Here is a 12112-nt window from a genome sequence, read left to right on the forward strand (position 1 = left end):
GGCGCCGGAACTCATCGGTCAGCCGGGTACCCGCACCGCCTGCCGCGCGGACCGGGCCGCGTCGAGCAGCAGGAACACGATCAGCGAGATCCCGAGGACCGGCAGGACCAGCCCGGCGCCGACCGCGACGGCGGCGACCAGCGCCACCGAGGCCGGCGACGGCGGTTCCCGGGACCCCGGCGGCCCGGCCGGCTCCGGGCGCCGCAGCCACCACATCCGGTAGCCCCACACGACGAGCACGATCAGTGCCGCCGCCAGTGCCGCCAGCGCGATCTGGTTGGCCAGGCCGAACAGCAGGCCCATGTGGGCGTCGATGCCCCAGCGGGCCAGCTTCGCCGCGAGCGGCCAGTCGTCGAACGCGAGCCGGTCGGTGATCGTCGCCGTCGCGGGGTCGACGGCCACCGCGTCCTGCCGGGACGGCCAGTGGCGCACGTTCTGCTGCACCGACCAGGCCGCGCCGGGGTCCCCGGGCTCGATCGTCACGGGGCCGTCGAGGCCGTCGGTGCGGGCGGCGGCGAGCACCCGCTGGGCGGTCGTCGCGACGTCGCCGGTGGCCGGGTGCGCGGCCGGCAGCGCGGTGGCGACCGCGGGCGTCGTCCAGTCGAGGGCGCTCCGCAGCGCGCTCACGTTCGCGCCCGCGAACTGCGACCAGGTCAGCCCGGTCGCGGCGAGGAACAGGAAACCGGCCGAGGCCCAGATCCCGACCGCACCGTGCCAGGACCGCAGCCGGGCCCGCGGGGACCCGCCGGTCCGGGGCAGCACCCGTTCGCGACGGTTCCGGACCCGCCGGGTCAGCTGCACGACCAGGCCGGACGTCGCCAGCACGGCCAGCCAGGACGCGGCCAGCTCGGTGTACACCTGGCCCGGCGGGCCCAGCAGCAGCGACCGGTGCAGGTTGTCGATCACGCCGCGGACCGGGAGCCACCCGGCGTAGGTGTCGTGCGTGGCCCGGACCGTGGCCGTGTACGGGTCGACGAACACGGTGCGCGCGTAGCTCTCCGGGAGCCCGGCGTCGAACGACACCCGGGTCGTGGCCCCCGGGCCCTCGGCCGGCCGGATCTCGGTCACCGGCAGGCCGGGCCGGGACGCGACCGCCGCCGCGACCTGCTCGGCCAGCGGGCGTTCCGGTCCGGTGACGGGCGCGGTCAGGGCGTCGGCGTGCACCCACCGCTCGATCTGGGGCGCCGCCGTGTACAGCAGCCCGGTCACTGCCGCGACGAGCAGGAATGGGCCGACGAGCAGGCCGGCGTAGAAGTGGATCCGGGCGACGAGCGGGCGCAGGCCCCGGAAGGTGGGCCCCCGGTCCGGGGGCGGGGCGGGCTCGCCGGGCCGGGTCGCGGTGCCGGTGCTCACCAGCCCGCCACCATCGCCGCGAGCATCAGGACCATGCCGAGGCCGGCGACCGCGTGGCAGGCGGCGTCCGCCCGGGCCCCGAGCCGCCCGGGGGGTGACGGCGGTGCGGCCGGGTGCGTGGTCACCGCGAGGGTCGCGCGTCCACCACCCGCAGGATCGCCGGTCGGCCCGCCCGCCGGTCCGTCCGCGACCTCGGCCGGGTCGTCGGGCGTGAGCGGATCACCTGCGCGCCCGCCGTGCCCGATCGCGCGGACCGCCCAGAAACCGGCCGTGACCAGCAGCGCCACGCACAGGAGCACGGTCACCGTGACGGCCCAGCCGGCCTGGCCGGCGTGTGCGGCGTGGCCGGTCCCCTCGGAGGTGCCCCCGCCGTGGCCCGCGTGCCCGCCGCTCCCGCCGGCGGCGACCGCGACCGGCATGATCACCGGCATCGCGGCCAGCATCCACACCATCGCCGCGGCCATCAGGGCGTGCGCGGCACCGGCCACCCGGCCGGCGCTCCCGCACGGGACCCCGCGCACCGCCGTGCCGGCGAAGAACACCGCGAACACCGTGAACAGCGTGATCTGCACCCACAGCCCGGCGGTGCCGAACCAGCTCCACGTCATGACGACCATCGCCGCGCTCATCACCAGGTGGGCCAGCTCCGCGGTCCGGTGCGCCGCCGGGAGCCCGGCGGACACGGCCGCCGACCAGCGCAGCAGGGCGACGACGCCGGTGGCGGTGACGAGCGCGGTCAGCGCCCAGGCGAGCGGCACGGACGAGATCACGCGTCCTCCTCGGTCGTGCGGGAACGACTCCAGTGGTCGCCGGGAAACCGCCCCCGGTTCCGGGGTGCGACGCCGATCACCCCGATGGACGACCCGCGGTGATCGCCGATCCGGCACCGGGAGCGGACGGAAACGGCCGGATCCGGTGCCGGACGGGGAGCACCGAGCGACCGTGCCGTCACGAGCCCGTCGCGCCGGTGCACACCGGCGCCGGGGCGGCTCAGCGCGGTGCGGAGCGTGCGGCCCGTGCGGTGCCGGGCCTGCGCGCGGTGCCGATCCCGTGGGCGGCGTCGATCCCGTGGGCGGTGCCGGGCCCGCCGTCGGCGTCGAGGGCCCGGACCAGATCCTCCCGGGCCCGCGCGACCCGGGAGCGGATGGTGCCGACCGGGCAGCCACAGACCTCGGCGGCCTCGGCGTAGCCGAGATCGAGGAGCTGCGTGAGCACGAACGCCTCGCGCCGGTCCGGGGCGAGGTCGTCGATCAGCGCGCGGAGCAGCACCGCCTCCTGGGCGCGGCCGAGCGGGGCGGCGCGTTCCAGGACCTCCTGGGTGTCCTCGCCGAGGTCCCGGATCCGCGGCCGGCGCACCGCGGTGCGGACGGCGTCGGCAGCCACCCGGCGGGCGATCGACAGCAGCCAGGTGCGCGCGCTGGAGCGGGCCGCGAACGCCGGCAGGGTGCCCAGCGCGCGCAGGTAGGTCTCCTGGGCGAGGTCCTCGGCGTCGGCGGGCCCGTTGCGGTGCACGAGGAAACGGTGCACGTCGGCCTGCGTCGCCCGCACGAACGACGCCAGCGCGGCCTGGTCGCCGGCCCCGGCGGCCAGCGCCCACGCCGTCACGGTGGCATCGTCGTGACGTTCGGACACGCCCGCCACGGTAGCCGCCGCCGCGCCGCGCACCCGCACGCCCACCAGCCGTTCCGCCGCTCGGAGCAGCGCCGCACGACGCCCGCGGCGGACGGACCGGGCCACGGGCCGGAATTCCCGCCGAGATGCAGCTGAGGGTTCGCTGAAGATCGACAATTTGCGTTGAGGTGCACCTCGGTGGGGGTGGTCCGGGCACGGACGGTTCGCGCCGGGCGCGAACCGCGCCGGGCGGCGCATCGTGGGGGCGGCGCCCGGTGAGGGGCGGCGGGCTGCTCGACGTACCCGGGAGGGTTCTCAGCCCGCCAGGCGCCGCGCCAGCATCCGGAACGCCGGCGTCGGCAGCTCCGGCGCCAGGTCGACCGCGCAGGTCCGGGCCAGGATCTGCAGGGTCCGCGGGCAGGCGTCCGGGCCGTGGTCGATCTCCGTGCCCACCGCCGCGTACGGGTCGAGCGCCGGGTGCAGCGGGTTGCGCGCCTGCAGCGACCGCCAGTTGGTGTACACGTGCCGGCCGGTGTCGATCAGCCGGTGCACGCCGCGGTGATCGGAGAACCGGGCCGCGTCCTCGGCGGAGCCGAACTCCACCGCGAGCCCGGCCGCGTGCGCCGGATCGTGGTGCGGGACCGGGTTCAGGTCCTTCCCGATCCGGCGCGCCAGCGCCTCCAGCGCGATCGCGCGGTGCCGGTGGCGGCGGGCGATCTGCGCGTCCAGCGCGTCCAGCTGCGGGCGGAGCACGGCCGCGGCCAGTTCCGGCATCCGCAGGTTCACGCCGACGATCAGGTCGGCGTCCGACCCGGCGAACCCGGGCCGCTCGTAGCTGCCGACGTCGTGGTACATCGCCGCCCGGTCGAACAGGGCGGGATCGTCGGTGACCAGGGCGCCGCCCTCGCCGGACCGGATGTTCTTGTGCTGGTTGAAGCTGAAGCAGCCGGCGTGCCCGATCGACCCGGCCCTGCGCCCCCGGTAGGTGACGCCGATGGCCTGGCACGCGTCCTCGACCACGACGAGGCCGTGCGCGGCCGCCACCTCCATGATCGCGTCCATGTCGGCGACCTGGTTGCCCATGTGCACCGGGACCACGGCCCGGCTGCGCGGGGTGATCCGGGCCCGGAGGTCGGCCGGGTCCATCGTGAGCGAGCCGTCGATCTCGACCAGCACCGGCACGGCGCCGACGGCGAGCGCGGCGGCCGCCGTCGACACCCAGGTGTAGGCGGGGACGAGGACCTCGTCGCCCGGGCCGATCCCGGCCCCGACCAGCGCGGCGACCAGCGCGCTGGTGCCGCTGTTCACGGCCAGCGCGTGCCGGGTGCCCACGTGCCCGGCGAGCTCGGTCTCGAAGCGGGCGACCTCCGAGCGGTCCCCGCCGGTGAACCGGCCCAGCTCGCCGCGACCCAGCACCCGGACCGTCGCCGCCATACCCCGCGCGGTCGTCATCATCGCGCCGAGTCCCATACTTGTCCTCCTGGACCGGTTCACCGGTGGTCGACGAACGGCGTGGGCCGGTTCCGTGCAGACTGGACGGAACCGGACACAACGGTACCGATGGCCGTTTCCTCCCCCGGGGACGCCCACGGCGACACCGCGCGACGATCGGAAGGACCTGCGCCGCATGCTCATCGACACCCGGCGAGCACTCCCCGGTTCCTGGTTCGAGACCGAGGTCTGCGTGATCGGCAGCGGCCCGGCCGGTGCGGCGGTCGCCGCCGAGCTGGCCGACCGTGGCCTGCGCGTCGTCGTCCTCGAGGGCGGGGGACCGCGGCTGGGGCGGACCGCCCGGGACACCTACCGCGGCGTGACCGGGCGCGGCGCGCACGACCCGGTCGACGTCGTCCGGCAGAAGCGGCTCGGCGGTACCTCGCTCGTGTGGGGCGGGCGCTGCGCACCCCTCGACGACGTCGACTTCACCGAGCGCGACTGGCTGCCCGGGACCGGATGGCCGATCACCCACGACGAGCTCCGGCCCTGGTACGCGGTCGCCCAGCGGCATCTCGACGCCGGGGCCTGCGAGTACTCGGCGGCCGCGTCCGGGTTCCCGCCCACCCCGGCCGGAGTGTCGTCGGAGGTGCTGCGCTGGGACGACCTGTGGCGGTGGAGCCCGCCGACCTCGTTCGCGCCGCGGGTGGAGGCCATGGCGCGGGCCGGCCGGATCCGGTTGTTCCTGCACGCCACGGTGGCCCGTCTCGAGCGGGACCCGCTGTCCGGGGCGGTGACCGAGGCCGTCGTCGTGCCGCGCACGGGGCTGGAGGTGCGGGTGCGGGCGCGCCACTTCGTCGTCGCCGCGGGCGGCCTGGAGTCCACCCGGCTGCTGCTGGCCTCCGACGGCTACGGCGGCACCGGCCTGGGCGCCGGCATCGGCGACGAGTACGGCCAGGTCGGCCGGCACTACATGACCCACCCGGTCGGCGAGGTCGGCCGGCTGCGGCTCACCCGGGCCGGGCGCGAGGTCGGCCTCGGCTACCTGCCGACCGACGACGGCGTGTACGCCCGCCGGATGCTGGCGCTGTCCCCGCGGGCGCAGGCCGACCACCGTCTCGGCAACCTCAAGGCCGCCCTCTGGTTCGCCGACCCGAAGGACCCCGACCACGGCGACGCCCTGCTGTCGACGTTCGCGCTGACCTACTGGGGGCTGGGCAAGCTGCGGACCGGGTTCAAGGCGGCCGGCACGCACGCCCAGTACGCCCGGACGACCGGCATCGGCCGGCACGTCCGGAACGTGGCCGCCGACCCGCTGCGGGTGGCCCGGTTCGCCCGCGGCTGGGCCCGGCCGCGGATCACCGGGGAGCGGCGGGTGCCGTCGTTCATGCCGCTGGACTCCGGGCACTGCCGGCTGCGGTTCGACGCCGAGCAGACCCCGGACCCGGCCAACCGGGTCACCCTCGACCGCGACCGGGATGCGCTCGGCCAGCACCGGCTGCGCGTCGACTACCGGGTGTCCGCGGCCGACCGGGACGCCATCGCGACCTCGCTGACGCTGATCGGCAAGGAGCTGGAGCGCACCGGGCTCGCGCAGGTCGACCTGTCGGACCTGGAGCGGGTGCACGACATGGACATGACCGACGGCACCCACCAGATGGGGCTGCTGCGGATGTCGGACTCGCCGCGCACCGGTGTCGTCGACCCGGCGTGCCGGGTGCACGGGACGCCGAACGTGCACGTCGCCTCGAGCGCCGTCTTCCCGTCGGCCGGGGCGGTCGGCCCGACGCTGGCCCTGGTCGCGCTCGCCTGCCGGACCGCGGACCTCATCGCCCGGGAGACCGGCGCAGCAGTGTGACCCCGGTGTCCTGCCCGGCCGCGTCCAGTGCCGCCCACATGGAGTCCAGCGGCAGCGGCCGGCACCGGGTCCGGGTGATCACCGCGTGGCACGGGGTCGGGACGAACGGGAACGCCGAGGAGAGCCCGGCCACCGCCTCGCACAGCCGCCGCGCCGCCGTGGCCAGCGTGCGGACGTCGAGCCCGGGCAGCACCAGCAGGAACTCCTCGCGGCCGATCCGGACGGCGCGCCCCGCCGCGCCGGTGTGCCCGCCGAGCAGGCGGGCGACCCCGTGCAGCACGGCCGTCTCGGCGCGGAACCCGTGCTGCCGGTTCACCGTGCCCAGCCCGTGCACCCGCAGCAGCACCAGCCCGAGCGGCAGGGTGCCGGACATCGAGCCGTGCAGCCAGCGGTCCAGGAACGCCCGGGTGGGCAGGCCGCTGCGCGGGTCGCGCTCGGCGCCGGGTTCCAGCTGGTCGAGGCGGGACAGCGCGGCATCGGCGCGCCGGCGTTCGACGGACACGTAGCGGGCGAGCCGGTCCGTCGCGGCGTGGTGGCGGTGGTCGGTCGCCGTACCGGCGGCCGGGACGACCCGGGCGAGCACGTCGTCGAGCGCCGCCGCAGTGCGTGGGCCGAGGCGCGGGCCCAGCTCCCGCCGCAGCCGCAGGAGCTCGGCGTGCGCGTCGCCGTGCCGGAACGACCAGCGGGCGGTGAACAGCCGTCCGCGTTCCAGGGTGCGGGCGGCCCCGTCGACGGCCTCCAGGTCGTGCGCGACGACGGTGGCCCCGGACCGCGGGGTGAGCACGGTGACGCTCCACTCGCGCGCGGCCGGTTCGCCGTCGGACAGCGGGACGCAGCCGAGGCCCGACGGGAGCTGCGGCGGCGGGTCCCCGGCGACGGCGACGACCGCGCCGTCCCCGCACGCGTCGGCGATCCGGGCCCAGGTCCCGAGCTGCGGGGCGAGGTACCCGGCCCGCTGGAACATCGCGACCGCGGTCATGGGGCGGTCGGTGGAGGGCGCGAGCGCGAAGTCCTCGACGGCCCCGGAGAGCGCGATCAGCAGCGGCTTCGTGACTGTACGTGACGGTGGGTCGGCATCGTCCGTCGCGCCCGGGGGCTCCGTGCCGCGATCGCGCACCCATACCTCACACGCATGCAGTAACGCCTCAGGGGTCTGTGTACAGAGTGTTGCGATCTCCGTCTCGTGAGGTTGACTCAGGTCGCGTTATTGTCTCGTGATCGCGGGCTCCAGGTGCCGCTGTGCTCACGCAGGGTGAGTGACCGCGCGGGTCACCGCGTGGCGCCCACCCGCCGGCCGGCCTCGGCGAGCCGGTCCGCCAGCGTCGCCGCGGCCGCCTGGTCCACCCGCCCGACGCTCACCCGCAGCATCCGGCGGTCGTCGGGCAGGAACGCCGTGCCGGGGATGACGAGGGTGTCGTGCTCGAGCAGGAGCTCCCGCACCACGTCCAGCGTCGGCCGGTCGGCGAACGGGTGCCGCACCCAGGCGAAGAACGCGCCCAGCGAGACGATCTCGAACCCGCCCGGCCGCCCGGCGAGCGCGGCGCCCAGCCAGGCCCGCCGCTGCGCGATCTCGGCGACCCGCGCGGACCGCCACGCCCCGGCCCGGGTCAGGCCGGTCAGCACGGCCTCCTGGCCGATCCGGGGCGCGCAGATCGCGACGCAGTCCAGCAGCTTGAGGACCTGCCGGTTCAGCTCGGGCGCGGCGACCACCGACCCGACCCGGTAGCCGGGCACGGCGAGGTCCTTGGAGTACGAGTGCAGGCTGACCACGGTCGACCGCCAGTCCGGGTCGGCGAACAGCGGGTGCGCCGGTGCGGTCGTGTCGCGGAAGGAGCGGTAGGTCTCGTCGAGGATCAGCGCGATGTCGTGGCGCCGGGCCAGCTCGGCGAACGCGACGATCTCGGCGGGCGGGACCGTGACCCCGCTCGGGTTGCCCGGGGTGATCAGCACGATGGCCCGGGTCCGTGGCGTGACCAGCGCCTCGGCGTCGACGGCGCGCGGCACGAGGTGCTCGTCGGGCTCTAGGTGGACCGGGGTGACGCCGCGCATCCGCAGCCACATGTCGTGGTTGAAGTAGTACGGCAGGTGGGTGATCACCTCGTCGCCCGGCCCGGCCAGCGCGTCGGCGACGACGGCGAAGGCCTGGTTGCACCCCGCGGTGACCACGACGTCGTCCGCGGTGATCCCGCCGGCGTAGTCGCGGGACAGCTCGTCGGCGATGGCCCGGCGCAGCGGCGGGAGCCCGGGGACGGGCGCGTACCCGGACCCGCCCGGGTCCCGGCCGACCTCGGCGACCCGCGCGGCGACCTCGGGAGCCGGCGGGTACGGCGGCGCCGCCTGGGAGAGGTCCAGCAGGGGGTGCTCCGCGTCCCGGGCGGGATCGCGCTCGGCGGCCAGCGCCAGCGCCGCGCCGATCGGCGAGTCGACCCCCGCCGCCGTCGTGGGATGGAGTCGCACCGCTACCCGCCGTCCCTTCCTCCAGGTGTCCGTCCGGGCCGCCGGCCGGCGCCCGGGGCAGTGTAGACATGCCGGCCACCTGCGGTGCGCGGGCGACCGGGGCGGTGCCACCGTATCCGGGTGGGACTCCGCCGCCGCGTGCTGCTCGTGCTGTGCCTGACCGAGATCACGAGCTGGGGAGTCCTGTACTACGCGCTGCCGGTGCTGGCCCCGGCGATCGCCGACGACACCGGCTGGTCGCTGCCCGCGGTGACCGGGGCGTTCTCGGCGGGTCTGGTCGTGTCGGCGCTGGCCGGGATCGTCGTCGGGCGCCAGCTCGACCGGTGGGGGCCGCGCTGGCCGATGACGGCCGGGTCGCTGCTCGGCGTGCCCGCCGTCGTCGGGATCGCGTGCGCGGGGACGTGGCCGTGGTTCCTGGCGGCGTGGCTGCTGGCCGGGCTGGCGCAGGCGGCGACGCTCTACCCGCCCGCGTTCGCGGCGCTGACCCGCTGGTGGGGGCACGACCGGGTCCGGGCGCTGACCGTGCTCACCCTGGTCGCCGGGCTCTCGAGCACCATGTTCGCCCCGCTGTCGGCCGCCCTCCTCGAGTGGTTCGGCTGGCGCGGCGCCTACCTGGTGCTGGCCGCGGTGCTCGGCGTGGTGACGGTGCCCGCGCACCTGTTCGGGCTGCGCGGGCCGTGGCCGGACGCGCCCCCGCCGCCGCGCGGCGACGATCCCGGGACGATCGCGCGCAGCCCCGCGTTCGTCCTCACGACGGCCGCGGTGTTCCTGGGCGCGTTCTGCGCGTTCGCGGTCGCGGTCAACCAGGTGCCGTTGCTGATCGAACGGGGGCTCGACGTCCAGACGGCGGCCTGGGCGCTCGGCCTCGGCGGCGTCGGGCAGGTGCTGGGCCGGGCGTTCTACACCCGGGCGGTCGGCCGGCTCGGGGTGCGGGCCCGCGCCGTCGCCGTCCTCGCGGGACTGGCCGTGACCACCGGGCTGCTCGGGGTGCTGCCGGGGCCGGCCTGGGTGCTGGTCGCGGCCGCGATGCTGACCGGTGCGGCCCGCGGGATCACCACCCTGCTGCAGGCGACCGCGGTGTCCGACCGGTGGCCGTCGCGGTACTACGGCCGGTTGAACGGCCTGCTGTCGGCGCCGGCGACCGTGGCGGTGGCGGTCTCGCCGTGGGCGGGGTCCGCGCTGGCCGGTCCGCTCGGCGGCTACCCGGCGCTGTTCGCCGTGCTCGCCGGGGCCGCCGCGCTCGGCGCGGTGCTGGCGCTGGGCAGCCACCCGGGATCGTCGATCGTGGGGATGACCGACCGGCCCGGCAGGTGATCGCATCCGTGGGTGTCGACGAGCTGGATCCTCTTCTGGACCGGGGTGGGCTGCGGGGTCCTCTTCGCCGGGTGCGCGCTGTGGGCGCAGCTGCAGGACGGTACCCGCAGCTACCGGTGGCGGGACGCCGGGCTGCCCGCCGCGATCATGGCGTTCTGCACGGCGTTCGGCGCGGTCGCGTTCCTGCTGGACTCCGGCAACGCCGACCGCACCCTCTACGAGACCGTCGCCGACACCGCGGCCGCCGACGTCCCGTTCACCGAGCGGCACACGTTCACCGTCGAGCACCCGGGCGCCCGGCACCCCCTCATGATCGCCGTCGAACCGGCCGGGTTCACCTTCTCCGACCCGCTGCGCATGCGGGTGCGCCTCGCCGGCCCGGACGGCCGCACGGCGATCGACGACGACGTCGTCCTCGAGGCGTGGTGCGCGCCGGACTGCGAGTGGGACCGGTTCTCCACCGAGATCGTGCCCGAGACCGCAGGCCCGTGGGACCTGCAGGTCACCGTGCGGACCCCGGGGGTGTCGTCGATCCACGTCTGGATCGGCGACGACGAGAAGACCGACGGGGAACGGGCACCCGGGTACTGAGGGTCACGCCATCTCGGGCACCCGCAGGTGGGCGATCGCCAGCTCGAACTCGCACACCTCGATGATCTCGACGCCCGCATCCCGGGCACCGGACTCGCGCAGCGCGTCCGCCTGCTCCCGGCTGCGCTCCATCGCCTCGAAGCTGTCGTAGGTCACCGAGGACACCCCGAGGCCCGAGCTCCGGTCGATCAGCAGGCTGGCACTGCAGAACCCCTCGTAGCCCTCCATCGTGGGGAGCAGGCCCATCCGGTAGACGTCCACGGCGCGGTCGGCCTCGGACGGGGTCATCCGGACCCAGGTGGCACGCACGCACGCGCCGGGGCGCGAGGTGTGGTCGCGGTGCAGGACGGCGATCTCCCACTCGTCGACCTGGGGGCGGGCGCCGAGCAGTTCGGAGGCGTGCTCGCGCAGCAGCCGTACCCGGGGTTCGCTGGCGACCATGGCGTCCCGCGACTGCCAGGCACTCGTCATGATGCACCGGCCCGACATCCGGTCGACCAGCATCGACATGCCGATGCAGCCGTCCATTGCGAGCAGCTCCGGCATCACCTCGTCGCGCAGGTGCGCGATGCCCGAGTCGATGGATTCGGGACGGGCGAGAACCGTGGTGGAACGTGCGAACATCGTGCAGCTCCTTCCGGTGGGGTGGCGCCCCGGCGGCGCCGCCGCGACCCACCACTGTGCTCCGGGTCACACATCGAGACAACCGCCGGTGCGGGTCCGTTGGTGCGTCGTTCGGTGGGCGGCGCGGGCGGAGGCGGTGCCGCTCGCATCGTCGCGGTCGCGTCGTGGGCGGGATCGAGCAGGGTTCGACGATCGCGCCCGACCGAGCGAGTCGCGTAGATCGAGCTCGCGAGCTGAGCAGCGCGCGTTCCCCCACGCCAGGGCCAGGACGGGCGGCGTGCCCGGAGTCGATCAGCACGTATGCGCCCCGCGCGCGGCGGGAACGTGCATCTCGTCGGGTGGGTGCGAGTCGATCAGCGCGGAGGCGCCTCGGCCGGGGCAGGAACGTGCGAGTCGGCGGAGGCGCCTCGGCGAGGGTCGGAACGTGCAACTCGACCTGGTCCGCGGAGTCGATCAGCACGGAGGCGCCCCGTCGGGGGCCGGAACGTGCGTGTCGCCCGGGTCTGCGGTGTCGATCAGCACGTGTCGGCCCTGGGCGCGGCGGGAACGTGCGCCTCGTCGGGTGGGTGCGAGTCGATCAGCACGGAGGCGCCCCGACGGGGGCCGGAACGTGCAACTGGACCTGGTCCGCGGAGTCGATCAGCACGGACTCGCCCCGGCGAGGGCCGGAACGTGCAACCCGACCCGGACCGCGGTGTCGATCAGCACGGACTCGCCCCGGCGAGGGCCGGAAACGTGCAACCCGACCCGGACCGCGGTGTCGATCAGCACGGACTCGCCCCGGCGAAGGCCGCACCGTGCGACTCGTCGGGGCCACGGGGTCGACGGGTCGCACGGAGCCGCCCGGGCACGGGGACCGCGGGAGCTCGGGTG

Annotated in this window: 10 protein-coding genes; 3 read left to right on the forward strand and 7 right to left on the reverse strand. The window is 76.0% G+C overall.

Annotated features, from left to right (window positions below; genetic code table 11):
- Nucleotides 1-18: 18 nt before the first annotated feature.
- From H7X46_RS05965 to H7X46_RS05980, 4 genes are all read right to left on the reverse strand, one after another.
- The gene (locus H7X46_RS05965) at nucleotides 19-1353 is read right to left on the reverse strand and encodes a PepSY-associated TM helix domain-containing protein (protein ID WP_370588628.1); all 1335 of its coding nucleotides are present in this window, start codon (nucleotides 1351-1353) and stop codon (nucleotides 19-21) included.
- A complete protein-coding gene (locus tag H7X46_RS05970) occupies nucleotides 1350-2123 on the reverse strand; it encodes a DUF5134 domain-containing protein (protein WP_186358453.1) in 774 nt (257 codons plus the stop codon). The genes H7X46_RS05965 and H7X46_RS05970 overlap by 4 nt, the downstream gene beginning before the upstream one ends.
- A 220-nt stretch (nucleotides 2124-2343) precedes the next feature.
- Entirely contained in the window at nucleotides 2344-2994 is a 651-nt protein-coding gene (locus H7X46_RS05975) for a sigma-70 family RNA polymerase sigma factor (protein ID WP_370589052.1), read from the reverse strand.
- Between the two features lie 285 nt (nucleotides 2995-3279).
- Nucleotides 3280-4434 (reverse strand): DegT/DnrJ/EryC1/StrS aminotransferase family protein, encoded by a 1155-nt coding sequence (locus tag H7X46_RS05980; protein ID WP_255426084.1) that lies wholly within the window; start codon nucleotides 4432-4434, stop codon nucleotides 3280-3282.
- Nucleotides 4435-4591: 157 nt separating this feature from the next.
- On the opposite strand from H7X46_RS05980, the gene H7X46_RS05985 reads away from it, so the two are divergent.
- Nucleotides 4592-6253, forward strand: a complete 1662-nt coding sequence (locus tag H7X46_RS05985) for an FAD-dependent oxidoreductase (RefSeq protein ID WP_186358454.1) — start codon at nucleotides 4592-4594, stop codon at nucleotides 6251-6253.
- On the opposite strand, the gene H7X46_RS05990 is transcribed toward H7X46_RS05985, so the two are convergent.
- On the reverse strand, nucleotides 6222-7370 hold the full coding sequence (locus H7X46_RS05990) for a DICT sensory domain-containing protein (RefSeq protein ID WP_222131207.1): 1149 nt from the start codon (nucleotides 7368-7370) through the stop codon (nucleotides 6222-6224). The two genes, H7X46_RS05985 and H7X46_RS05990, sit on opposite strands and share 32 nt — an antisense overlap.
- A gap of 152 nt (nucleotides 7371-7522) precedes the next feature.
- Nucleotides 7523-8710, reverse strand: a complete 1188-nt coding sequence (locus H7X46_RS05995; RefSeq protein WP_186358455.1) for an aminotransferase — start codon at nucleotides 8708-8710, stop codon at nucleotides 7523-7525.
- A gap of 120 nt (nucleotides 8711-8830) precedes the next feature.
- Here H7X46_RS05995 and H7X46_RS06000 point away from each other — a divergent pair, with 120 nt between their 5' ends.
- Nucleotides 8831-10024, forward strand: coding sequence for an MFS transporter (locus H7X46_RS06000; protein WP_370588629.1), 1194 nt, complete (start codon nucleotides 8831-8833; stop codon nucleotides 10022-10024).
- A gap of 12 nt (nucleotides 10025-10036) precedes the next feature.
- Nucleotides 10037-10615 (forward strand): hypothetical protein, encoded by a 579-nt coding sequence (locus H7X46_RS06005; protein WP_186358457.1) that lies wholly within the window; start codon nucleotides 10037-10039, stop codon nucleotides 10613-10615.
- Nucleotides 10616-10618: 3 nt separating this feature from the next.
- Here the strand turns inward: H7X46_RS06005 and H7X46_RS06010 are convergent, their stop codons facing one another.
- Nucleotides 10619-11239 (reverse strand): antibiotic biosynthesis monooxygenase, encoded by a 621-nt coding sequence (locus H7X46_RS06010; RefSeq protein WP_186358458.1) that lies wholly within the window; start codon nucleotides 11237-11239, stop codon nucleotides 10619-10621.
- Nucleotides 11240-12112: the final 873 nt, after the last annotated feature.

This window comes from Pseudonocardia sp. C8 (assembly GCF_014267175.1).
Lineage (GTDB): Bacteria > Actinomycetota > Actinomycetes > Mycobacteriales > Pseudonocardiaceae > Pseudonocardia.